Here is a 24372-nt window from a genome sequence, read left to right on the forward strand (position 1 = left end):
GGGGTGCCGGACACGGTAGCGACCGCCGTCAGGCTGGGACTATATCTTGATCTCATGCTCCTGTTTGGGCTGCCGATGTTCGGGCTCTACACGCTGCGCGGGGCCGAGCGGCAATCCGGCTCGGTCCTGCGCTTCCGTCCCGTTCTCGCCGCCATCGCTCTGGTCGGCATCGGATTATCGATCCTGGGCGTCATGGTATTGGCCGCATCGATGGGCGGAGTCCCCATCGGCGAGGTCGACCGCGCGACGGTCAGCCTGGTAATCTCGGGCACGACGATCGGCACCGTTTGGCAGCTGCGTATCGCCGCTCTCCTGTTAGTGTTGTATTTCTCGATCGTGGGATGGCAGCGGCCGACCTTCGCATTGGCTTCGCTCTCGATCACGGCCGCCGTGGCACTTTCTACGCTGGCGTGGACCGGCCATGGAGCCGCCGATGAAGGCGCACTTGGCTGGCTCCACCTGGGCGCAGACATCACCCATCTGCTGGCGGCCGGGATCTGGATAGGAGCGCTATGCGGCCTCTGTCTCCTGATCTTCCGGTCCGCTACGCGCATGGCGGCCGAGCATATCCATCTTTCCCACCGGGCATTGGACGGATTTGCAAGAGTTGGCTCGATTGTCGTCGGCCTGCTGATTGTCTCGGGCCTCGTAAATAGTTGGATATTGATTGGGCCATCGAAACTCGGCGCACTATTCACCACCCTCTATGGCATCCTGCTTCTAGGCAAGTTGCTGCTTTTCGGTGCGATGCTCCTCCTGGCCGCGGCGAACCGCTTTTTTCTGACGCCGGCGCTCGCGGCTGCGTTGGAGCGCGGAGAGGGCGCAGCCGCAGTCGGAGCATTACGCCGGAGCCTTCTGATCGAAAGCAGTTGCGCAATCGCGATCCTCGCGCTGGTCGCGTGGCTTGGGCTGCTTGCGCCACCAGCATCGGGAATGTGAGTGAGAGATTTTTAGGGCAGTGTGCGGGCTATGGCCTTGATCGCCTTCAGCCCTGATCCGAACCGCGAAATTGCCTCCTTGTGCCGCTCCAGCTCGCCATAGGGAAGATAGGCGATCTCGAGATCGGCGACACGGCTGAAGGCGGGGCGCGCCAGTTGCGCCCGCACGTCGGCTTCTCGGGCGTCCGGGGCGACGAGGAACAGCCCAGCGGTTGCGTGTAGTGCGCTCCCGCTCAGGGCCAGGTCGAGCATGCGCACTATGCCGGAATAGATCGAAGTCGAGTGCTCCACCTCGAAAGCCGCCGCAACACGATCACCGCCCTGTTCGAGCCACAACACATCGATCAGGCGGATGGCGTCGCCGCCGGTCGAGGTGGAAATGGAAGCTGGCAAGCTTTCAAGGCACCCCTCCCCAAGGCGTATCCCGTTATGAAGACGGCCGCGATCATTGGCCGCTATCCAGACATCATAGCCAAGGGCCCGACCGATATCGCGGAGCCAGGCTTGAATTTCCGAATGGGTGCGATCGCTTTCGCCCTGCTTCTGAACAGCCTTATTGAGGTTCTGCGCTTCTGCCCGGGCTTGCTCGAGACGAGCTGTCCAGCCGCTAGCGCTTTGATCCTCCTCACCGCGGGGCGGGGCCGGATATCGGCCTGAGCCGATGTCGAACAATAGACCGCCAATGGCGCCAAGATCGTTGGACAGCAGATCCCGGAATTGTTCATTGAGATCGAGAACCCCCGACCGCATTGCCAGGAAATGCGGCCAACTCCCCAGCTTGACCTTTCCGCCCGTGAGCTTGTTGTACCCGTTAACGATCGCCGTGTTGAACGGCGGCACCAGCGTCGGATGCAGAAAATACAGGAGATTGGCGACCGCTGGCCCGAGCCCCTTAATGTTCAGCCGGTCGATCGTATGGATGCCGGAAATAATTTCTTCCGCCGTATCGCAGCACGCGCAGTGATCCAGCAACCGGCCAAAGGCGCGCTGATGCGCCGCGTTCTCATAAATGTCCGGTATCCGCAGCTTTGGCTTCCACAAAAAGGCATGATCTGCCCCCTTGAAGATCTGCCGTTGTTCCGCGACCGAATGAACCACGGTTTCCAGCGACGAGCCGCGATAAGCGACGCCAAATCGTCCCGTCTCGATCTCGGCGACCACTTGGGCCAGACCGCGGCGGATGGAGCGGAAATTCTTGATCCGCTCGTCCCACAAAAACCAGCTCTGATAGGTCGCGTTCGGATCTTCCTTCCATCGCTGAATGAGTTGCCGTGCCAGCAATTCAAAATCCGCCAAACCGTCCCCCTTTGTCGATTACTCGATGAGCTCGAGAGGCTAGCATTGTGGTCGACGGCAGGCCAGATTCCTGATCCCTGCCACGCCATGCGGAAGTCGATTGCCTCGCTGTTCACTGGATGTCGTCTGGAATGTGGATGAGGAGGTCGCGCGTATAATCGACAAGCAATGCTCCCATCGCGGCACCAAAGAGGACCAGGAATAGCAGCAGCGCGAGCAATTTGGGCACGAAGCTGACCGTTTGCTCGTTGATCGACGTCGCGGCTTGAATAATCGAGATGACCAGCCCCACGACACCCATGATGATCAAAGGCGGTCCCGCTACCATGGCCATGACCCAAAGCGCACGTCCCATCGACACAGAAAAAGGACTGTAGGTCTCCATTTATGCCTCCCCCTGCACTTGCGCTCGCAAGTGCCAAGGAGCCAACAGTTCCGCCCATCGCGGGACGAACGGCCAAGCGGATGATCGTTGGTTCGATCAGGTCTTCCCTCGGACGCTCGCCCCGCTCCACGCTGCGACCCGTGGGCTCCCGAATGGCCCATCGAGTCTCTCGACGGGCTACTACTGACTTACGCACCGGCGGCGCGCACCCCTCGCCCCGGCCAGCAATTTCTTCAAAACATCGAAGGGCACGCGAGGGCAGATGGGCGGGTGCGCGTAATAGAAATGAGGATCACCGTCGGCGAGGTGCGCATGTACGACTGCATTATCATCGGCGGAGGCCCCGCAGGCCTGACAGCTGCCACCTACCTGGGTCGATTTCTGCGTGCCACATTGGTTATCGACGCCGGGGCCGGACGTGCCGCCAGCATTCCCACGACGCATAATCTCATCGGCTTCCCGGAAGGGATATCTGGTGAGGAGTTGTTGTCGCGGATGCGTCAGCACGCTGTCGGCTACGGTGCGGAATTGGTCAGTGACGTGGCCCACAGCATTACGCAGTCCAAGACGGGCTTTGTCGTGGGCATGAGTTCCCGCACCGTCGAGGCGCGGACGGTGTTGCTTGCGCCGGGCGTGGCAAACCACCGACCCAACCTCGCCCAAGCTGCACATGACAGAGGCGTTTCGCGCGGCCTCATCCGCTACTGCCCAATTTGTGATGCGTACGAGGTGCGCGGCAAGCGCGTGGCAGTCCTGGGCTGCTCGGAGCATGGAGCGGCCGAGGCGATCTTCGTGCGGCGCTACAGCGAAACCGTTACCCTGCTCACTGAAGAATCCGTGCAGCTTTCTCTTGCCGACCAAGCTGATCTTGCGGACGGCGGAATTGCGGTCGAACGTGCCGCCATACAAACATTCTCGATAAACGATGATGATGTTCTCGTGCGTCTGTCCGATGGCCAATCGCTCAGCTTCGATACGCTCTATGTCGCGCTCGGAAGTTCCGGAAGATCAGAGCTCGCGCGGGTGGCCGGTGCTTCGTTGAGCGCGTCGGGTTGCATCATCGTCGACGACCACCAGCGAACATCGATCAGCGGCCTGTTCGCTGCCGGCGACGTCGTCGAAGGGTTGGACCAGATTGCCGTCGCGGCGGGTCAGGCGGCCAAGGCAGCGACCGCGATCCACAATCTCTTGCTCGAATAATCAGGCTCCAGCGTCGGGCGGACAGAATATTTGAACCGGGGCCTTGACCCTGACACGATGTCAGACCCCAGATTGTTTAGCGTCGACAAGGAGACGAGCCATGACCGATCCTATTTCCGCGAACACATCTGGTGCGCATAACTGTTGCGCTGGAAAGCACCGCGAGCCGCAAGGTCCGACGACAGCGAAGGATCCTGTCTGCGGCATGATGGTCGATCCCGGCGCGACCGCGCACCATGCCTCACACGGCGACCAGGAGTTTCACTTCTGCAGTGCCGGATGTCGGGCGAAGTTCGTCGCCGAGCCGGAACGATATCTGTCGAGCGGGGGCGACACGCCCACGGCCGCAGAACCTGGCACGATTTGGACTTGTCCGATGCACCCGGAGATCCGAAAAGATCGTGCCGGTCCTTGCCCGATCTGCGGCATGGCACTCGAGCCCGAGCTCATAACGGCGGAATCAGGCCCGAGCCCTGAACTCGTCGATATGTCACGGCGCTTCTGGATCGCCCTGGCGCTGACGGTGCCCATATTCCTGCTCGAAATGGGCGGACACCTTTTCCCCGCGCTTCATCAACTCGTCCCCGAGCGAATATCAGGGTGGGTTCAGCTCGCTTTGGCGACCCCCGTCGTGCTTTGGGCCGGTTGGCCGTTTTTCGAGCGCGGTTGGGCGTCCATTCGGACGCGAAACCTGAACATGTTCACGCTGATCGCGATGGGAACCGGTGTCGCCTGGGCCTATAGCGTGGTGGCCACGCTTGCCCCCGGAATATTCCCGGCGGCATTCCGCATGATGGATGGCACGGTCGCCATCTATTTCGAGGCCGCCGCGGTCATCACCGTCCTCGTGCTCCTTGGGCAGGTTCTCGAGCTGCGCGCGCGAGAGCGGACATCGGGCGCGATCAAGGCCCTGCTCAATCTGGCACCCAAGACTGCCCGCCGGATCCTGCCGGATGGTCACGATGAGGAAGTCGCGATTGACCTGATTGTGGTCGGCGACAGGTTGCGCGTCCGCCCCGGCGAAAAGGTGCCTGTGGATGCGATTGTCGAGGACGGCCGCTCTTCGATCGACGAGTCCATGGTGACTGGCGAGTCGATGCCGGTGACGAAGACGGTCGATGCCCATGTAGTGGCGGGCACGATAAACCAAACGGGATCGCTCGTCATACGCGCGGACAAGGTTGGCCGGGATACGATGCTGGCGCGGATCGTCCAGATGGTGGCAGATGCGCAGCGTTCGCGCGCGCCGATCCAGCGCATGGCCGACAAGGTTGCGGGCTGGTTCGTCCCGGCAGTGCTTGCCGTCGCACTGCTCTCCTTTGCGATCTGGGGAATATGGGGTCCAGAACCGCGACTGGCGCATGGCCTCGTGGCCGCGGTCGCGGTGCTGATCATCGCTTGTCCCTGCGCGCTGGGTCTCGCGACGCCGATGTCGATCATGGTCGGGATCGGACGAGGTGCCGGCCTCGGTGTCCTGATCAAGAATGCCGAGGCGCTGGAGCGCATGGAAAAGGTCGACACGATCGTCGTCGACAAAACCGGCACGCTGACAGAAGGGCGCCCATCGGTGACGAATATCGTGGCGATGGACGGCTTTTCGGAGCACGATCTTCTTCGCCTGGCGGCGGGCGTCGAGCGGGCGTCGGAGCATCCGCTGGCGCTCGCGATCGTCGCGGCCGCGAAGGATCGTGACATCGACGTTCCCGAGGTTTCCGACTTTGACTCGCCTACCGGAAAGGGCGCGGTCGGAACCGTGGACGGCAAGCGGATGTTTCTGGGCGGCGCGGCCTATCTCAAGGAGAATGGCATCGATGTGTCAGCCGCGGCTGCACGCGCCAATGAGCTGCGGGCGGACGGGGCGACGGCGATTTTCGCGGCCGTTGATGGCCGGGTCGCCGGGATTCTCGCCATTGCGGACTCGATCAAGGCAACCACAGCGGAGGCGCTGGCAGCCTTGCGAAAAGAGGGCGTGAGCGTCGTCATGTTGACGGGCGACAACCGGACAACCGCCGAGGCGGTGGCCCGGAAACTTGGCATCGATGCGGTCGAGGCCGAGGTGCTGCCCGATCAGAAAAGCGCTGTCGTCCTGCGGCTGCAGCGCGAAGGCCATGTCGTTGCCATGGCTGGCGATGGGGTGAACGACGCGCCCGCTCTCGCGGCAGCGGACGTCGGCATCGCGATGGGTTCGGGCACCGATGTCGCCATCGAAAGCGCCGGTATCACGCTGCTCAAGGGCGATCTCAACGGCATTGTGCGAGCGCGGCGGCTGAGCGAGGCGACGATGGCCAACATCCGCCAGAACCTGTTCTTCGCCTTCATCTACAATGCAGCCGGCGTCCCCATCGCCGCCGGGCTACTCTATCCGGTGTTCGGCATCCTTCTTTCGCCTGTCATCGCCGCCGCGGCGATGGCCCTGTCATCCGTCAGCGTCGTCACCAACGCGCTGCGCCTCAACCGGGTGACGCTGTGAACATCGGAGCGGCCTCCGACGCGAGCGCTGTGTCGCAGCGGATGATCCGCCATTATGAGAAGATCGGCCTTATCCCGTCGCCGCCGCGACGTGAGAGCGGGTATCGCGACTATTCGCAAGCCGACGTGCACTTCCTGCGTTTCATCGCCAACGCCCGCGATCTCGGCTTTCCCATTGATGAAATCCGCGTGCTGCTTGATCTCTGGTCCGACCGCGAGCGCGCGAGCGCGGAGGTCAAGGCTCTGGCGGAATCGCGCGCGGGAGACCTGGGTCGGAAGGCGGATGCACTCAATGCCATGCGCGAAGCACTGCTCAACCTTGCGAATGCCTGCCATGGGGACGAGCGGCCCGAATGCCCTATACTCACGCGTCTGGCGTCCTGAGCCTATCTGGCGGCTCGGTCTTGTCCTCGATGACGCACGTCAGGTCGCTCCCCATTTGAGTGTCGTAAGCACTGTCGACGCTGTCGGTACGCAACGGTACATCGCGTTGACCTGTGGCTCGTGGGTGTGTGGCTGAAGCACGTCATCGGCACGTTGCGCGCGCTGGCCCCCCACGGGCAGAGTGTCACGCCCGAAAAGATGGCCGCTCCCATGCTCAGCAGGTTCCGGGTCCGATGGCCGACATGGCAGCAGAGCCGGGCGCGGAAGCGGGCAGATCGCGACGATGATGGTTGACGCGCTTGCGCTCGCCGGCGGAATTATGGTGGCGACGTCGTTTGGTCAGAACCGGCAAGCGCCGCTGAGATTTTTCTGTAAGGGGTTATCGCGCGAAGCGCGTATCTTCTAGTTGGGGGGGCCTCAGACGGAGATGGATCGATGCATCAGATGGACCCCGACATGCAGGCCTGCATGGACGCCTGCCACGAGTGTCATGTGACCTGCCTGCACATGGCAATGAACCATTGCCTTGAAATGGGCGGCCAGCACGCCGCACCGGAGCATATCAAGATCATGCTCGACTGTGCGAGGATTTGCGAAGTCGCAATCGACTTCATGGCGCGCAAGTCGTCCCACCATCAGCATATTTGCCGCGAGTGCGCCGAGGTCTGCCGAGCGTGCGCCGCGAGCTGCGAATCCCTGGACGGCATGGAGGATTGCGTGGCCGCGTGCCGCAAGTGCGCCGACGCCTGCGAAAAAATGGCCGCCTAAACTTCTTCGCGCGGGCGGCGAGCCGCCCGCGCGTGTGATATGCTCGCGTTCGTGCCCAGGCTCCAGGGGACGATGCCCAAGCAGTACAAGGCGCTGGTGGCGAGTGCGCCGGCCGATCACGACGAGATGATGAAAGACCTGCCGGCATGAAGTGGTGCCAGCAGCAAGTATGGAAGGGGCGGTTCTGAAAAGCGCGAAACTAAGGCTGCACCTCCTCGCGAGCCGCACCCACAAATGGCTTGCAGTTATCATCGGTGCGCAGCTCCTCCTCTGGTTCACGAGCGGCGCGTTGATGAGCTTCTTGCCCATCGACCGCGTGCATGGCGATCACTTGGTGGAGCGCAAAGCCACCACGGCCCTGCCCAGCCACCTCGCGCTCGCATCGCCATCGGCGATCACCGCCGCCACTGCCGCGCCGATCGAGGCCGTCACCTATCGCATGTGGCTTGGCCGAGCTGTCGCCGAAGTCGTGACGGCTGACGGCACTCGCCTGGTAGATGCGAGGACTGGCGCAGCGCTGCCTGCTCCCACCGCGAGCCAAGCTGAAGCTGTCGCGCGAGCCGCCTGGCGGGGGAGCAGCGCTCAACCGAAGGCAACAGTGGCGCGGATTGAGCGTGCCAGTGCCGAATATCGGGGAGCGCTTCCCGTCTGGCGCGTTGCCTTCGCCGACCCTGATTCAACCCGCGTGTTCATCGCGGCCGACACCGGCCGGATCGCGGCAGTGAGAACCGGGACGTGGCGGCTCTATGACTTTTTCTGGGGTCTTCACATCATGGATTGGAAGAATCACGAGGACTTCAACACCCCTTGGCTGCTCGCCTTCGCGATCGGGGCGCTGGCACTTTGGGCCGGCGGGGCGGTTCTTCTCTACATGCGATGGCCAAGGCGCCGACGCCGTAACGCCGGGAACGACCCGCTGTACAGCAGGGCAACGCATGATAGATGACCACAGTTGTAGGCGGAACATGAGCATGGCTACGGCCGCTTCGCCGGGATGATCGCGGCCTTAACCCGGGGTGATACTCCCACTCACATATGAGATACGATAACATTAGACCAGTTGAAGGTGTGCTTTTGAGATCGACGAATTAAGGAGGCCGCTCGCGAAAAGTGGCCGATGCTCGCCTTTCAGGCAAGGAGGGTGAGCCGTACAGCTCACCCTCAATCGCGATGTGAGTCACCGGGTGCAGCGCAAACGCGTTCTACATTTTCGCCCTTAGTTCAGCGAGCGACTTGCGGTTCTCCACCGCAGTTTTGCGGGCCTCAGCGAGCACCTTGGGGTTTTTGGTGTGATGCTGGATCATCACAGACATGTCGATAGCGCCCTGATGGTGCGCCGCCATGCTCTTCATCCACGCCTGCCCAGGATCCGGGTCCATCATGCCCTGCATCATGTCGCGGTCCATTTTCTGCATAACCTCCATCATCTCGCGCTGGGTAGGCGTCATGTTCTGCATGTGGCTCATGTCCATTCCAGACATCGAACTCATGCTGCCGCCCTGCTGCGCGATAGCCACGCCACCCGTCAGCACGATCGAGGCTGCCGCTGCGGCCAAAGAAAGACGAGGCAGTTTCATAGTAAATCCTTTCAGCTGATCCTCGTGAAACAACTCCGTTGCGACCGCACGGTTTCAATTTGGGGGATCGGGAAAAAAAGACATGAAACCCTGAGGGAAAAACCAGTTCCGCGCGTAAAGTATGTCCTAGCGCCGCTAACCCGATCCCAGGCTCCCGGTGAATAAGCGCAGCATCCTTCCAGTTCTCGACCGCACGCTGGTGCTTCGCGATGGACCAGTCGAGCTCGTTGGACCCCGCGATGCTGGGCTCCCGAAGATTGCACCAGCCATTGGCGGCGTTTCGGCTGCGGGCTGAGCAGTCAGATTACTTCCTCGCTTCGCCCGAACGGGCCGATAAGCCGCCGATATTCGCTTTCCGCCGGACCGTAGCTGTCGCCGGCTAGCTCTTCCAACTTCTCGCGATCGAGGATGATAACACGGCCCCGCTTGGAGCTGATCATGCCGGAGCCTTTGGATCTGCCGCACCCACGGCACCAGCCGGTCGAACCGTCGACGCGCACAAGTCTATGCACCGGGAGTTCATGCGTGCGCTTTCAATGACATTCGATGGTCAGATGCTTCAGTTCATGGACGGGGACGAGGCGGTCACGGATGATAGTCGCATCGACGCCCGCGCCACCGACAACACCGACGATCGCGGCATGGGCGTCAGGACCGATGCGCCAGACATGGAGATCGGAAATGCGGGCGTCTCCTCGTCTTTCGACAAGATCCTGTATTTCCTCGGCGACATGATTGTCAGTCGTATCGAGAAGGACTGCGGCGGTATCGCGCATCAAGCTCCAGGACCAACGAGCGATCACCACTGCCCCGACGATTCCCATGACAGGGTCCATCCATATCCAGCCAAGATAGCGGCCTGCCAGAAGAGCCGTGATCGCCAACACAGAGGTAAGAGCGTCGGCGAGGACGTGCACATATGCTGAGCGGAGGTTATTGTCGCCGCCATGGGCATCATGGTCATGGGCGTGATCGTCATGACCGTGGTTATGATGGCTACCCGACAGCAGGAATGCGCTGACGATGTTCACGCCGAGCCCGATGACCGCAATCAGCGTTGCTTCGCCAAACGCAACCTTGATGGGCTCGAAAAGCCGCAGGATCGATTCGATCCCAATTCCCAAGGCGATAAGGCCAAGCACGAGCGCTGAAGCGAAGCCTGCCAAGTCGCCGACCTTCCCGGTTCCAAAGCTGAACCGCGCACTGGATGCATGCCGCTTGGCATAGGCATAGGCAATCGCTGCGACACTCAGCGCCCCGGCGTGGGTTGCCATATGAAAACCGTCGGCGAGAAGCGCCATCGAGCCGGTGACATAGCCGGCGAAGATCTCGCCGATCATCATCACAGCCGTCAGCACCACAACCCACAACGTCCGGCGGGCGTTCTCGTCGTGAGAGGCCCCCAGATACACATGGTCGTGCGTAAAGGCGTCAATGTCGCGGGAGGTGGTCAATATCTCAGCCTCATTTTGCGTAGCGGCGTATAACCGCGATCAGTTCTTCCGCCCCGGCGGCGCGCTCCTCGGCCGGAAGATCGGGATGCGCCACATGCGCGCGGACATGCTCTTCGATAATCTCATCCATGAGGCCGTTGATGGCACCGCGGGTCGCTGCGACCAGATGCAGCGTCGTCGTGCAGTCCGTCCCTGCGGCCAGCGCTCGCTCGATCGCCATGACCTGGCCCGCGATGCGGCGCACCCGCTTCAGGAGTTCATCATTACTTTCGGTCAAATGCCCCATAGCATACCTCCCTACCCTATACATGGGCGCGCCACCATAGCATCGACTTGAAAATCAAATTCACCCAAAAAGGAACTGCTACTGGCAGCCTCGAAACGCGGTGCCGCAAAGGATCTTGCTGCGCAGTCGGTCGCTTGAAGGCGTAGCCCACTGCAAGATTACATAGCCGACGACTCGGCCGCCCTTTTCGGTAGTAAGGCAACAAGCAGCACGATGGCGACAGCCAGCGCGACGGACGCCAGCGGCCTGCTCAGGGCGAGGCCACCGTGATCGGTCGGTTTATCGAGAAAATCGCCCACCGCAGCACCAAGAGGGCGGGTCAGAATAAAGGCGGCCCAGAACAAGGTAATCCGGCTGATGTTCGTGGCAAAATAAGCAGCCGCTAGAAGCGCGAGCATAAGACCAAACACCGCAGCAGCACCGATGTAGCCAAGGCCGCCGGTGTCAGCGAGCCAGTCCCCGAGTGCGGTGCCGAGCGTCTGGGATATGGTGATCGTGATCCAGTAGAACAGCTCCGCACGCGGCTCATGGACCGTTTCGACGGAGATGGATCCCAGCGCTCGATACCAAGTGAACAGCGACACCAAAACCAGCGTCAATAATAGTGCGGAACCTCCCGGGTAGCCGATGCCGAGGGAGCGCGTGGCAAAGTCGGCCATCGTCGTACCCGCTGTAGTCGACGCGATGATTGTCGCCCAATAGAGCGCTGGTCGATAGCGGGTCGCCGCGATCTGCCACGCGACCAGTGCAATGAGCAATGCCAGGAAGATCGTGCTGCCGATGAGATACCCAAGGTTCAGTGTCATGCTGATGGTGTCACCGGCCGTTTCACCGAGCGTGGTCGCCAGGATCTTGATGATCCAGAAGCCGAGTGTAACGGCGGGTACCTTGACGAGTGCAGTGCGGGTCGAGTCCGTCATCAGCATTGCGTATCCTTCAACCACCCCCGCAATCGTCTATACTCATCACCCGCATCGCGAGCGGCGCGCCTCGACATTGGAATTTTGTATAGCGCCGCCAAGTTCGCCGCAATCTCGCTATCTAAAAGATGCGCAACGACGCGCACAGTCCACCCTGCTTTGTTGTTACCAATCGTTTTTCTTCACGGTTGCGGCAGCGCGCCCTCGGCAAAGCCTGCCGCGCCAAGTGCACTACGCGATCTTCGCCATGAGCCGCCCGGCCGCCCCCTGCTCAGCGGCCAAATTTCGATTGTAGGCGAGCGGCATGCGCGGCGACTTCCACCGCAACGCATCCATGATCCCGGCCAGATCCTCGCCGCTCGCAAACAGGTCCTGGTTGAGACCGATCCGCGTCGAATGCGCGCTGATGCCCTTCAGCAAGCGAGCCAGATCCTCCGCGGTCAGATCGGGCAACGCGCCTCGGTCAAACGCCCGCTGGATAATCGCCCGGAAGACCGGCCCGATCGAGCCCGGGTGGAGTGCCACGCTGCCGATGTCGTATTCGATGCGTGCCTTCACGGCGGGCTTGGAGAGCGTCTTGCGCAGATCCCAGCTTTCCCGGCCTGAGATGCTGTCGATACGGCGCCCCTTCACGGCCACGCGAGCCTTGTAGCGCCGCACCTGAACGCGCCGGAATAAAGGCCCTGCCGTAATCTCGGCCGCCTCGGTCCAGGCCGCAATCGCAGCGACGGTGCGCGGGCTGAGGTAGGCGGTCGCCCCCTCGCCGTCCTGATCACCCTTGCTCCGCAAGATCTGCAGCAGCCGCGCCTCCGGATCGATTGCTTCCTCGATATGCTCGACCGCGACCGCCACCAACTCGGAGGCGCGAAGCCCGGTGTCATAGGCGGCCGACAGCAGTGCCCGATCGCGCAGCCCCGGCAGATCGTCGCCGCAGCTCTCGAGCAGCGCGCGGATATTGAGCCCGCGCGCCTTGTCGCGCTCGACGTCACGCACCGGCCCCTTGAACCGCAACGGCCGCGCCTGCTTCTGCGCCGCCCCCTTCTCGCGCCGGACCGCTGCGAGCCGAAGCTTCACCAGGGGTGCTGACGTCGGATCCTTGAGGTCGAGCAGCTGGTGGATCTTGGCGATCGACGCCTTGTAGCGACCGAGCGAGGCAGGCTTGCCCCCCTTCCCTGCCAGCGCATCGAGATAATCGGCCACCGTCTCGGCCGACGCCGGCAGCGCGATCCGGTTGGTGCGCCGGCACCAGGCATCGAACGCCTCGATGTCGGACTTGAGCGCACGGATGCTGTGGGGCGAGGAGGCAGCCTGATAGGCGGCGATCAGTGCCTCGTTGACGGTAATGCGCTCGCCGGCGCGCATCTGCACGATCGTCCACGCAAGGTCGGCCGGCGCCCTGACGGTCGGCAGGATTGCCTCAGGCGCCGCCACAGCGTTTTCTGGCCCTTCCAGGGCGGTATCGGTGCCCATGACGCGCCACGCTCCTCGGCGGTGCTTGTAGCGCACCTTATAAAGCAGGGTCAAATCCGCTTATGTGATAACTGCAATTATCATAGGTCCATATTTAAGGAGCAACAGCATGATAGACGCTAAGGCTACTTTGGGGATATGTTTAACGTCATGCCTGCTGCCATCCCAGACCTCTCAGAGCCAATCTGGACTTCCAGGCTCGTCGCCCGTCTGGAACGGGCGGCAGCGGCGATAGGCCGTCTCGATGCCCGTGTTTCTGCCAGTCCTGCCGCAGCGCCATGGCAGCGACGCGCCACCTGGACGGGCTATTCCGCGGCGCTGCAGGTGCAGGGCGCCGAGATTGACGAAATTGATATTTTCGGCCGGGAATGCGCCGTCAATCTGCCCGGCCGCCCGCCGATGCCGACCAATCTGGACGATCGTGATGCGCTTCCGATTTGGCAGCGGCAATTGGCCCAGCGCGAATCCCGTTATTGGCGAGACGAGCTCGCGATCTCAACGGACATCCCAGAAGATTGGAGCCAGCGGCCAGCCCTCCTCCGCGCGCTTGAGATTACGGCCAGGCGCTCCCGCGCAGACAGCACGATCACGCCGTGGCTTGCCGTCCCCGGGCTCCTGCGATCGATGAAGATAACCCAGGCCGTGCTGCCGTGCCTGACCATTGGCGACAAGGCGCTTCGCCTCTCGCCGCGCGACACGCAGGCCATCGTCCTGCGTAACCTCCGGTCGCTTACCGATCGGGCGGAAGAGGGGCTGGTGAGGCTCCAGGCGCTCGAGGAAGACCGTTTACGCGCCGCCGCAGCCCTCCATGGCGCGCACCGTCCTGGCAAACTCCTGGATTTGCTCAGCCTTGTCCAGTTTGTCCCCGTCGTCAGTCCTCGCATGCTTGCCCGGCGATTGGACCTGACGATCTCCGGTGCCGGCAAGCTGCTTTCTCGCGCGGCAGAGCTGGACCTTCTAGTGGAAGTGAGCGGTCGTCAGGCCTGGCGGACCTACATGACGCGCGATCTGGCTATCGCCTTCGGGTTTGGTGTCCGTCCGGTAGGGCGTCCCCCTGCCCCGCCCCAGGCGCTCCCAGATTTTGTACCCGCGCTCGCAGAGTTTGATCGTGAAATGGCCGAACTCGATTCGATGCTAGCTGGCCTCGGTATCGATGTCTCGGCTCACCACCACTGATTGAGTTGCAGCGGGGCGTGACCGCTCGATGTCACGCCTCCCGTTCTTGCGTCGGCCCACTTCAGGCCCAGTGGGCGTCAAGCACCTCGCGAATGGCTTTCTCGGCATCCTCACGAGAGGCCCCACCCCTATTGAGAAGTGTCAGGCGAATTCCCTTGCGATCGGTGCCCTCGATACGAAGCACGGCTTTCCCGGTCTCGCTCGATACAACCTGCGCCATTCCTGACTTCTTGGGGGATCCTGACCTTTTGGGGGGGTCGGCCGCCAGCGCCAATGCACGGACGATGTCGGGCACAGCCATGGGAGCGCCCTCCCCTCCCGATCGAGCACTGAGCGCGGCCGCTTCAGCAAATACGCGTTGGCGACGATCGTCCGGCTTCAACAATGGCTTGATCGTTGTGACGTGCTTGATCCGCAAATCCTGCGGATTGGGAAAAGCGACCATCAATTCCACCGGAAGGCGGGCGAGATCAAGATAGCGGCTCAGCCAGCTTTCTGTGACATTGATCCGCTCGGCCATGACCTTCTGTCGGCCCTCATAATAGGCATCAAGCGCACGGAGATAGTCGCGTGCCCGCTCCAGATCGCTAAGGTCTTCGCGCGCTCTGTTCTCGATATCCGCGATGCGGAATGCTTCTTCATCTGACAGTTCGCGGATGTCGACCAAGAACCGGAAGTCGGGGTAATTATGGCTACGCAGCCAGCTGATCGACCAGTGACGCCGAGCGCCACAAATCACCTCGAAATCAAAGTCCGATTCGCCGCGCACCCGCCGGACAATTGCCGGCATTTCCTGGCGTCCCTGCGCCTTTATGCTTTCGATGAGATCGGCGCATCGCTCCTCGTTGAGGAGCGCATATTCCCGGTTGTGCCCCGCCCACATTCGGCATCGAGCGGGATCGACCAGTTCATGCGTGCGGCTAACAACCGATCCCGCTGCCAATTCAGCCAAGCGGTTCTCTCTTCCAGTCAGTACATTCGAACCAAGGCCGGGACGACGCGGGGCGGGCGCACCATCTTCAGGCAGATTTATTCCGGCTGCTAAGTCAGCCGCGAAACTCGCATTCTTTCTGCTCATAATGCCGCCCCTCTACCGGGAATTGCACCGGTGCAATTTTTGCTTTTCATGCCAAACCTTCCTTTCGCAAACGGCCTAAATGGCTGGGCCACATGGCGCGAATATCCAACTCCAGCTCAGCGTTGACGCCATCGAGATAAGTGAGGCAGCGGTTGCGCACCGCACTGCTTGTGACGGGGCCGTCGAGTTCATAAACCGTCATCAGACGAGCCGTCGCATTGTCGATCTCAGCAGAATCCTTAAGCGGCGTACGTACCATCGCGTGACCGAACAACGTCCGCATCAGATTGAGCAGTTCCTTCTGCATCGACTTGTTCTCGTCGACCTTCGAGGCAACAAAGCGCAAGAATTTGAGAGTTGGCGCAAAGCCGCGTTCGGCCAGCGTCTCGATGGTCTCATCAAGCATCGCCAGAAACGCCGCGGTCGAAGAAAAGTCCATGACGGTTGGAGGCACGGGCACAACGAGAGCATTCGCCGCGCGCAAAACCGACAAGGATATGGCGCCAAGGGCTGGGGGCGGATCAAGGACGATGACATCGAAGCGATCAGCAATGCTCGCGATGCCTTGAGAGAGGCGATCGATAAGCCCCCCCTGCCCGCGCGCCATCCGGGCGGCGATCTCATATTCCGACTGAAATAGCCGCAAATTGGCAGGGATTAGTTCAAGGCCATCGAAATGCGTTTTGCGCAGGGCATAGTCGAGCGAGGTCATTTCCTCCTGGCGGAGAAACGGATAGAGCGTGTCGTCCTCGGTCAGGTCGAGATCCGGCACATAGCCGAACAGCGTCGTCGCGGAGGCCTGGCTATCGCAGTCGATCAACGCGACCCGATAGCCCTGGATGGCGAGATACTGGGCAAGATGCACCGACAGCGTTGATTTGCCGACACCTCCCTTAAAGTTCTGGACAGCAACGACACAGCACGGGTCGTCTGCTGCCCGCCAAGGTCTTGTGCCGAACAGGCCCCGCATATCATTGAGCTGCGCGAGCGTATAACCCACTCTGCGATTATTCTCGGTTCGCGGCGGCGGCGGAAGTCGCCCGTCCTTTTCTGCGTCGCGGATCGCTGCAGGCGTCCGCCCCACCAGGTCGGCCGCCTTTCCGATTGGGAAAGTGGGCTCACGGCGATCATCCGCGCGCGCGCTGCGCGCCGAATCGCGAAGCCGCTCCAGCACCGAGGACGTTCGCTGGGCAAGCGTGGCCACCGATAGAAGATCGTGGGTGTCGTCGATGTCTAGTGATGCTGCCACAGGGCGCCCCTTTGCGAAACTCGGGGTACTGTAGCGCTACTTGCGCTTTTCCGTCAAATAGAAGCGGAATTTCGAAAGTCGCGACGCATCGTGGTCGGCATATCGCCTGAATATCGCCAATCACCGCTTATCGAGGGGTCTATCCTGACTCGGTGGGGGCGACGGAAAATTGCACCGGTGCAATTTTCGCTAGGGGCGCCCCCTCCGCGCAACGAAACTCTCGCAAAAGCCTGTCCAAGAACTCGTCAGCTTTGCGCCCTTGAGCTTCGCCAGACGGTCGCCCATCTGCTGGCGATAGGCGTCGGCGATGAGATCGATGTCCCATCCGCCCCCATGCGAACGGGCAATCGCGGCCAACCCTTCCGCGTTGAACCGGATCGTCCCTTGCGGAAAGACGATTTCCGAACTCTTCTCCGGCGCGATAAGCGCGCTGATGGCGGCCTTCACGACCGATCCCACTTCCACCGTGTCGGCGACCGTTTCCACAGCCCCTTCCCGGCGCGCCTTGCGTCCCGTCGAGTGCCGCTCAATCTCATCGACGGTCGCGATCTGCGCTGGCGCATCCTTCGGCTCAAAACGGAACTCGATCTCGGTCACCGTTCGGCCCTGTCGTATCTCCTTCCACTCGACTCGGAAGTGAGCCAGTTGGTCGATCTCGGCCTTTGCCTTCTCGAGCACCTTGCGACGGAGTTGCGCGAAATCCTTGTACACCTCTGGTGATATGCCCAGCGCTGCACGCAGCGCTGCCATATCGCCCTTCCAGGTCGACTGGCGACGATGGAGCCGCAGCGATCCGATCTCGTAGAGTTTGAGCGCATAGCTCGATCGGAAGCCCAGCACCGCCTGCCTATTAAGAACGGCATAGCTTTCGGATTCCTGGATGAGCTTGCGCGCATCAGGCGTAAACTCCCATTCGATCCAACCCGCATCCGCGCCGTCTGTATCTTCCGCCTCTTCGCGAGACGACGAGATCAGCGAAAAACGCAGCGTCGCTTTCTTACCCCGCCAGGACCGGTCGTCGATCGCAAACAAGGTCCGGTGAAGTTCCTCCAGCATGTCGGAGATACGTTCATTACCCTTATGACCGCGGCGAATATCGGCCTTGCGCATCCGATGCGGCCGGTCCTGCCAGGCATCCCCGCCTGCGGTCAGAATCATCAAGGCGAGCAATCGCGACGCCGTCAGGCTGAGCGACTGGCCTTTCACGAACTTGATCTCAACGATGCTGCCGGGTTTGGCGAACTCCTCGCCACCCTTCGCTTGCAAAGCCGCCGCGACTCGCATGGCACGGCCCGGCGCCGAATCGGCTTGCGCCTCTTGCGCTACACCGGCGCTTAGATTTTCCGCATGTTCCATGTCATATAGGCCGAGCGCGTATTGGCAGATTCGCCTAATTGCTGCCTGACCTGTCCTCTCTCGTCAAGGCAGGACAGGCAGAAACACTTTCTCTCACCCCCGTCCGGTCAGGTTAGAACCGGGTGACACTCCCACAAAAGCCCTCGGATTCTGCCGAGTCGCAGTACGATTCGCGTTCCGCCCGTTTTTGGCTCGCTGATGCTCGATAAACGCGGCAGAATGACATTATTCCTGAGCACGGGGCCGCCAAGAGACATTGCCCCCAATCGGTCAGGATAGCCCCAACAGGTCAGCTATCTACCCCCGACCGGTCAGGATGACGCCCCCGCCAGGTCAGGCAAAATCCCCCGCGCGGTCAGGGAAAACGCGGCAGATCATTGAAATTGCGTGTCTTTTCGGCCCCGAATCTGAATCACTTAGAATCATGAATCCTTCCGCTGCGAGCAGCGGCGTTGTTTTAGATTGATTCTAAAAGAACAAGCAGGCGATTCGCTGACCCCTTGAGGTCGGACAGCATAACCGATTCCCCCTAGCTGGGGGGATACCACCTGACCGGTGTTCCACGATAGCATCCCGGTCTCGATCCTTGGCAGGTCCGCCCAGCGACGAGATCTCGGCGACCCGACAGCAGCTGAATCACCGCTCGTCGCCGCTGGGCAGACGCAGCGAGGAGGTCGCATGATCAATTTTGCCAAATTCGAAATCATCGGACGGATCGGTGAGATCGACGCCAAGCCTAAAGTCACGAACATCTCGGTATGCGCGAACTATCGCCGCCGCGGAGAGGGCGACCAGTGGATCGAGGACAGCTACTGGAACCGCGTCGTCATTTTCAGCGACGGCCAGCGCAAGTATATCGATGAGAAGGCCCAGGTTGGCGATCTAGTGCGGATCGCCGGACGCCTCCGAGACACATCCTACGAGCGCGACGGCACAACCCACTACACGACCGACCGGATCGTCGAAGAGTTCGGTGTGCTCTCGGCGAAGGCGGCATAGGCAGCGCCAATCGGGCAAGAGGGGAGGGGGCATGCGCGGAGCGAACCTAAATCTTCGATAGGAGTTTCGCTTATGTCAGTCACCATCGACGCGGCGGTTCGCGCCAAGCAGATCGTCGAGGGCCTGGGCGGACGCTGGTCTGGATCGCGCGGCGAGTGCCGCTGCCCCGCCCATGACGATCATTCCCCCAGTCTTTCGGTTCGCCTCGGCACCAAGGCGATCCTGTTCAAATGCTTCGCGGGATGCACATCGACCGATGTCCTCAAGGCTCTCGATCGTCAGGGTCTGCACGATCGAGAGCCAGTCCATGTCGAACCGCGCGCGGCGTCACGCGATCTGAGCGGTTTGGCCAGGTCATTATGGCAGCACAGCATCCCCATCGCCGGCACACCGGCTGAAGCCTATCTTCATGCTCGGGGCCTGTATGCGCCGACGCCTGACCTTCGCTTCAACCCACAGACGATCATAGGAAAGGGGAAGGATCGGCGCAGCCTTCCCGCAATGATCGCCGCAGTAAGAAATGAGCTGGGCCTGGTCGCGGTCCACCGGACCTTCCTCGATCCCACGGACATTTTGCGGCGCCCTTTCCACAAGCCCAAGCTGGCGCTGGGTCTGCTCGGTTCGGGCAGCGTGCGGTTTGGTGACCCGGATGACGTTCTGGGGATCGCCGAGGGGATCGAAGATGCCCTGTCCGCCATCGACTGGTTCCAATTGCCGGTTTGGGCTGTGCTTGGTGCCGAGCGCTATGCTCACGTCGGCATACCGTCCCATGTGAAGCGCGTCATCGTGTTTGGTCAACGGAACAAGGCGGCGAAGATCTGCCTGAAGAGGGCAGGGGAGCACCTCAGCGCCAACGGGCGAAGGGTCGAGGAGTGGCTCCCGTCCGAGCATGACGATTGGAACGATGCCCTGCGCGATCGGCTTGCGCGCAACGCCGTTCCTCGCACCGTGATCCAGACACACGCCCACTGAAGAGAGGAGAGGAGGCCTCCGGCTTGTTGATCCGGTGATGGGCACCGGACGATAAGATGGAGGCCTACAATGCGCACCTCAGCCGCTGCTCTCGAACTCGATTTCACCGAACCATCCATTACCGCCGCAAACGCGGTCTATGCCCTGCTGCGCAAAGGCGACAGCGTGGACCGGCCTGGCCTGCTCCGGGCGATGGAAACCGCCTATGGTTCAACTGCTGCTGACGGGCATTGGTCACTCCGCGATGCTTATGATGTTCTGGAGCTGGCCCAGGTTCTGCACCTCGCCACGCTTGACCTGTCGCAAGAACCCGCCGAGGGCCTTGCGGCCCTGACCGCGCTCACCGCATCCCTCCCGACGCATACTGTGCGCAGCGAAGAACAGATCGCGCTCCAGCAATTCTCGACACCGGCGGCGATTGGCTACCTTGCCGCACTCGCCGTCCGCATCACTACAGCCGATACCGTCCTGGAGCCCTCCGCCGGCACCGGGCTCCTCGCCGTTTTCGCCGCGCGCGCTGGCGCCAAGCTTGTCCTCAACGAGATCGATACCGCGCGTGCCGAGATGCTCCAGGCAGCATTCCCCACCGCACCGGTCAGTCGCCACGATGGCGAACTCATCCACGATCTGCTGCCGCTGTCGATCCGGCCGACCGCAGTGCTCATCAACCCGCCCTTTTCTCGCAGCATCGGTCGACATGCCGACCCGCTTGCCGCGTTCCGCCACTTGCGCGCCGCCCTGAAACGGCTTGATGCCGGGGGGCGCTGCGCCGCTATCCTTCCCGATCGCGTGGATACATCGAGCCGCGCCTGGGCGAAGGCAACCGAGGGCTGTGCGATCACGCTCCACGTCGAACTGCCCGCCAATGCCTATGCCAAACACGGCACCAGCCAGATCGTGAAGCTCATCGTTCTGGAAAAAGGCTTCCAGGATGACGTCGCCGTCGTTCGGTGCAACTCACTCGCCGAAGCGCTCGCGACGATCAGCGCTTCCGCGGCCAGCGTTACGGAAACCCCGAGACTCTCCCCAGCGCGCCTTGCACTAACCCGTGCGCGCGCATCCCTGCTCGGCGGTCTTTCGAGCAGACCCCGGCTTTCGGCCCCGATCGCGACGACCGCCCAATCTCTCAATGCGCTTGATATCGGCTACACCGTCTTTGCTGCACCCGTACCGACCGGTGAGGCGGTGGGGGTGTACCTGCCGTATCGGCCAAGCCGGATCGCCATTCCCTGTGCATCCGCGCATCCGACCGCTCTGGTGGAATCGATCGCCATGGGCTCGATTACGGCACCGCGGCCGTCTTACGTTCCGAAGCTGCCGGCCGGTGTAGTCGACACCCGGGTGCTGTCCGACGCTCAGCTCGAAACCCTGATCTACGCCGGTGACGCTTTCGAGCGCGACATCTCCGGTCTGTTCAAGGCGGCCGAGGAAGGGTTGTCGCTCACGCCGGACCAGAACGGTCGCCCTTACCGGACCGGATTCTTCCTTGGCGACGGCACGGGTGCCGGCAAGGGCCGTCAGGTTGCCGCCATCATCCTCGACCAGTGGCTACGCGGGCGCCGCAAGCACATCTGGATATCTAAGACCGAGACACTGCTGGAGGACGCACGTCGCGACTGGACCGCGGTCGGCGGTCTCGCGCTCGACATCCAGCATCTCAATCAGTGGAAACTGGGCTCGGCCGTAGGCGCGGCCGAGGGTGTGCTCTTCCTCACTTATGCGACGCTCCGCTCCAACCGGGGGGACAAGGGTACTCGCCTTCAGCAGATCCTCGACTGGGTCGGCGATGATTTCGACGGCATGATGGTGTTCGACGAGGCGCACGAAATGGCGGGTGTCGCCGGCGGCGAAGGCCGTTTCGGCACCAAGGACGGCTCCGATCAAGGCATCGCCGGCATGCGCCTGCAGAACCTGCTGCCTCGCGCCCGCGTCCTGTACGTGTCGGCAACCGGCGCGTCGGACGTCAACAATCTCGCTTATGCCACCCGGCTTGGCCTGTGGGGTCCGACCACCGCCTTCGCCGATCGCCGCGCCTTCGTAGACAGTTTGCGGCGTGGCGGGATCGCGGCGATGGAATTGATCGCCCGCGACCTGAAAATGCAGGGCCTCTATGTCGCCAGGGCGCTCAGTTTCGCCGGTGTCGAATATGACATCCTCGAACATCGCCTGACGCCCGATCAGGTCGAGGTCTATGACGCCTATGCCGATGCGTGGGCGATCATCCACGCCAATTTACGCACCGCGCTCGATGCCACCCGGGTGACGGACAGTTTCTCCAACGACACCTACAACAGCGGCGCGAAGGCCGCGGCACTGTCGATCTTCGAATCCACCAAGCAGCGATTCTTCGGCCAGATCCTGATCGGCATGAAGCTGCCGTCGCTGATCCCGGCAATCCGCGCCGATCTGGCCCGGGGCGAGAGCGTCGTGATCCAGCTCGTCTCGACGTCCGAGGCGATGCTCAACCGGGCACTGGCCGCGCTGAATGCCGAGGACCGGGCGAACCTGGATATAGAGCTTTCACCCAAAGAGTTCGTCATGTCCTATCTTACGGCCGCCTTTCCCATCCGTCAGATGAAGACCTTCGTCGATGACACCGGCAAGACGCGGTCCGAGCCGATGTCCGACGAGGACGGGCGTCCCATCTTCAGCCAGGAAGCGCTCGAGATGCGCGACAATCTCGTCGAGCGGTTCTGCTCCCTGCCGATCGTGGGGTCCGCCCTTGATCATATCATCGGGCATTTCGGGACCGATGCCGTCGCCGAGGTGACGGGACGCAGCCGGCGCATCGTCATCGACGCGCACGGTCGCCAACGAATCGAGAGCCGTTCGCCGCGAACAAACCTTGCCGAGACCGACGCCTTCATGCGGAACGAGAAGAAAATCCTGATCTTTTCCGATGCAGGCGGCACCGGGCGCAGCTATCACGCGAGTCTCACCGCCGAGAACCAGTCGCGCCGCAACCACTATCTGCTCGAACCCGGTTGGCGCGCTGACGCTGCCATCCAGGGTCTCGGCCGCACCCATCGCACGCACCAAGCAACCGCGCCGCTGTTCCGTCCGGTATCGACCGACTGCCGCGGCGAGCGGCGCTTCATCTCGACGATTGCCCGCCGCCTCGATAGCCTTGGTGCCCTGACGCGAGGCCAGCGTCAGACAGGCGGCCAAGGTCTGTTCGACCCGCGGGACAATCTCGAAAGCGACTATGCCAAGGAATCCCTCGAAACATGGTTCCGCCTGCTTGCCGACGGTAAACTGCGCTCGACCACGCTTGGCGAATTTCAGACCCTGACCGGACTTGAGCTGGAGGGCGAAGGCGGCGGGCTGAAGGAGGAGCTGCCGCCCATCCAGCGCTGGCTTAATCGCATTCTCGCGCTGCGCATCGCGTTGCAGAATGCGATCTTCGATGAATATCTCGGCCTGATTGAGGCCCGGATCGAAGCGGCGCGCGAAGCCGGCACGCTCGATCTCGGCGTTGAAAGCATCAATGCCGAACGCATCACGATCCTTGATCGCACGGTCATCCGGCGCGACCAGACCAGTGGCGCAGAAACCGAGATTCTGCGCCTCGAAACGGAGGAGCGCTACAAGCCGGTCTCGCTCGACCGTGCGTTGCGGATGCTCGGCGACGACTCGCGCCCGATCGTCAATCGCAAGTCCGGCAGGGCCGCGATCCGGTGCACCACCTATTCGCTCACCGATGACGATGGTGAGATCGTTCGCCGCTACGAGTTGGTTCGGCCGACCCGTTCCGAGCGGATGCGGCAGGATTTGCTTCTGGAAACAATGTGGGAAGAGACCAGCGAGGAGGAATTTGCGGCGCTGTGGCAGGCCGAGGTAGAGGAGATGCGTGACAAGACCCGCACCAGCACGCTCTATCTGGTCGCGGGCCTGCTCCTGCCGGTCTGGGATCGCTTGCCCGACGATCATGTCCAGGTCTGGCGCCTGAACACCGATGACGGTCAGTCTTTCCTCGGCCGGATCGTTCCTGCACCGCTGGTGTCGAAGCTCGCGGACGCCTTCGGGATCAACGCCGCCATCACCGTGTCAGGCGACGATACCGCAAAGCATGTGATGACCAGCGGCGAGATATCGTCCGTCGGACCCTACCGGCTCAAGCGCAGCCTGGTCGCCGGCCAGCAGCGCCTCGAACTGCTCGATTGGCCGCACACGCGGCTTGCCGAACTCAAGGCGGCCGGCTGTTTTACCGACATCATCCAGCACAGGACGCGGATGTTCGTTCCCGTCGCGACTGCCGCTGCCGTCATCGAGCGCATCACTGCCTGACGATCCAGCTCCTCTCTCCGCGCCCAGCGCAGGAGAGGGGAGGGGGCCTTCGGCTTTGTGGGCCTGATGAGCAGGCTCGCGTGACCGTCGAGGCGGCGCGCCAGTTCC

At 62.1% G+C, this 24372-nt stretch carries 21 protein-coding genes; 10 read left to right on the forward strand and 11 right to left on the reverse strand.

What is annotated here, in order from left to right; all coding sequences use genetic code 11:
* Positions 1-3: 3 nt before the first annotated feature.
* Complete coding sequence (gene copD / locus ACI2JO_RS14175; protein WP_404721294.1) at positions 4-939, forward strand: copper homeostasis membrane protein CopD; 936 nt, start codon at positions 4-6, stop codon at positions 937-939.
* A gap of 11 nt (positions 940-950) precedes the next feature.
* Here copD and ACI2JO_RS14180 read toward each other — a convergent pair whose 3' ends face one another.
* Both ACI2JO_RS14180 and ACI2JO_RS14185 read right to left on the reverse strand, forming a co-directional pair.
* Positions 951-2234, reverse strand: coding sequence for a type II restriction endonuclease (locus ACI2JO_RS14180; RefSeq protein WP_404721295.1), 1284 nt, complete (start codon positions 2232-2234; stop codon positions 951-953).
* 112 nt (positions 2235-2346) lie between these two features.
* Entirely contained in the window at positions 2347-2619 is a 273-nt protein-coding gene (locus ACI2JO_RS14185) for a flagellar biosynthetic protein FliQ (RefSeq protein WP_088181985.1), read from the reverse strand.
* A gap of 285 nt (positions 2620-2904) precedes the next feature.
* Between ACI2JO_RS14185 and ACI2JO_RS14190 the strand changes: the two genes are divergently transcribed.
* The 5 genes from ACI2JO_RS14190 (at position 2905) to ACI2JO_RS14210 (ending at position 8386) form a co-directional block, all read left to right on the forward strand.
* On the forward strand, positions 2905-3819 hold the full coding sequence (locus ACI2JO_RS14190; RefSeq protein ID WP_232016450.1) for an NAD(P)/FAD-dependent oxidoreductase: 915 nt from the start codon (positions 2905-2907) through the stop codon (positions 3817-3819).
* Between the two features lie 100 nt (positions 3820-3919).
* Positions 3920-6289, forward strand: coding sequence for a heavy metal translocating P-type ATPase (locus ACI2JO_RS14195; protein WP_404721296.1), 2370 nt, complete (start codon positions 3920-3922; stop codon positions 6287-6289).
* Positions 6286-6672, forward strand: a complete 387-nt coding sequence (cueR, locus tag ACI2JO_RS14200) for a Cu(I)-responsive transcriptional regulator (protein WP_404721297.1) — start codon at positions 6286-6288, stop codon at positions 6670-6672. The genes ACI2JO_RS14195 and cueR overlap by 4 nt, the downstream gene beginning before the upstream one ends.
* Before the next feature lie 435 nt (positions 6673-7107).
* Entirely contained in the window at positions 7108-7440 is a 333-nt protein-coding gene (locus tag ACI2JO_RS14205) for a four-helix bundle copper-binding protein (protein WP_120252476.1), read from the forward strand.
* A 169-nt stretch (positions 7441-7609) separates the two neighbouring features.
* Entirely contained in the window at positions 7610-8386 is a 777-nt protein-coding gene (locus ACI2JO_RS14210; protein ID WP_404721298.1) for a PepSY domain-containing protein, read from the forward strand.
* Positions 8387-8642: 256 nt separating this feature from the next.
* On the opposite strand, the gene ACI2JO_RS14215 is transcribed toward ACI2JO_RS14210, so the two are convergent.
* From ACI2JO_RS14215 to ACI2JO_RS14240, 6 genes are all read right to left on the reverse strand, one after another.
* Positions 8643-9017, reverse strand: a complete 375-nt coding sequence (locus tag ACI2JO_RS14215; protein WP_404721299.1) for a DUF305 domain-containing protein — start codon at positions 9015-9017, stop codon at positions 8643-8645.
* A 299-nt stretch (positions 9018-9316) separates the two neighbouring features.
* Positions 9317-9457 carry a hypothetical protein gene (locus ACI2JO_RS14220; RefSeq protein WP_197716475.1) on the reverse strand — a complete coding sequence of 47 codons (141 nt, stop codon included), beginning with the start codon at positions 9455-9457 and terminating at the stop codon, positions 9317-9319.
* A 93-nt stretch (positions 9458-9550) separates the two neighbouring features.
* On the reverse strand, positions 9551-10471 hold the full coding sequence (gene dmeF, locus ACI2JO_RS14225; protein ID WP_404721300.1) for a CDF family Co(II)/Ni(II) efflux transporter DmeF: 921 nt from the start codon (positions 10469-10471) through the stop codon (positions 9551-9553).
* Between the two features lie 10 nt (positions 10472-10481).
* Positions 10482-10757: a metal/formaldehyde-sensitive transcriptional repressor gene (locus ACI2JO_RS14230; RefSeq protein ID WP_404721301.1), complete on the reverse strand. Its 276-nt coding sequence runs from the start codon at positions 10755-10757 to the stop codon at positions 10482-10484.
* Positions 10758-10915: 158 nt separating this feature from the next.
* The gene (locus ACI2JO_RS14235) at positions 10916-11677 is read right to left on the reverse strand and encodes a hypothetical protein (protein WP_404721355.1); all 762 of its coding nucleotides are present in this window, start codon (positions 11675-11677) and stop codon (positions 10916-10918) included.
* A 231-nt stretch (positions 11678-11908) separates the two neighbouring features.
* Complete coding sequence (locus tag ACI2JO_RS14240) at positions 11909-13147, reverse strand: integrase (protein ID WP_404721356.1); 1239 nt, start codon at positions 13145-13147, stop codon at positions 11909-11911.
* A gap of 138 nt (positions 13148-13285) precedes the next feature.
* Here ACI2JO_RS14240 and ACI2JO_RS14245 point away from each other — a divergent pair, with 138 nt between their 5' ends.
* Positions 13286-14323, forward strand: coding sequence for a hypothetical protein (locus tag ACI2JO_RS14245; RefSeq protein ID WP_404721302.1), 1038 nt, complete (start codon positions 13286-13288; stop codon positions 14321-14323).
* A 61-nt stretch (positions 14324-14384) separates the two neighbouring features.
* On the opposite strand, the gene ACI2JO_RS14250 is transcribed toward ACI2JO_RS14245, so the two are convergent.
* The 3 genes from ACI2JO_RS14250 to ACI2JO_RS14260 form a co-directional block, all read right to left on the reverse strand.
* The gene (locus ACI2JO_RS14250; protein ID WP_024020678.1) at positions 14385-15401 is read right to left on the reverse strand and encodes a ParB/RepB/Spo0J family partition protein; all 1017 of its coding nucleotides are present in this window, start codon (positions 15399-15401) and stop codon (positions 14385-14387) included.
* A gap of 46 nt (positions 15402-15447) precedes the next feature.
* Positions 15448-16650, reverse strand: coding sequence for an AAA family ATPase (locus tag ACI2JO_RS14255; protein ID WP_024020679.1), 1203 nt, complete (start codon positions 16648-16650; stop codon positions 15448-15450).
* A gap of 189 nt (positions 16651-16839) precedes the next feature.
* Positions 16840-17934: a replication initiation protein gene (locus tag ACI2JO_RS14260; RefSeq protein WP_404721357.1), complete on the reverse strand. Its 1095-nt coding sequence runs from the start codon at positions 17932-17934 to the stop codon at positions 16840-16842.
* A gap of 750 nt (positions 17935-18684) precedes the next feature.
* Between ACI2JO_RS14260 and ACI2JO_RS14265 the strand changes: the two genes are divergently transcribed.
* The 3 genes from ACI2JO_RS14265 (at position 18685) to ACI2JO_RS14275 (ending at position 24264) form a co-directional block, all read left to right on the forward strand.
* Positions 18685-19005 (forward strand): single-stranded DNA-binding protein, encoded by a 321-nt coding sequence (locus ACI2JO_RS14265; protein WP_404721303.1) that lies wholly within the window; start codon positions 18685-18687, stop codon positions 19003-19005.
* Between the two features lie 72 nt (positions 19006-19077).
* Positions 19078-19977, forward strand: a complete 900-nt coding sequence (locus ACI2JO_RS14270) for a toprim domain-containing protein (protein ID WP_404721304.1) — start codon at positions 19078-19080, stop codon at positions 19975-19977.
* Positions 19978-20046: 69 nt separating this feature from the next.
* Entirely contained in the window at positions 20047-24264 is a 4218-nt protein-coding gene (locus ACI2JO_RS14275; RefSeq protein ID WP_404721305.1) for a strawberry notch-like NTP hydrolase domain-containing protein, read from the forward strand.
* Positions 24265-24372: the final 108 nt, after the last annotated feature.

It is taken from the genome of Sphingomonas sp. NPDC079357 (assembly GCF_044901155.1).
GTDB lineage: Bacteria > Pseudomonadota > Alphaproteobacteria > Sphingomonadales > Sphingomonadaceae > Sphingomonas.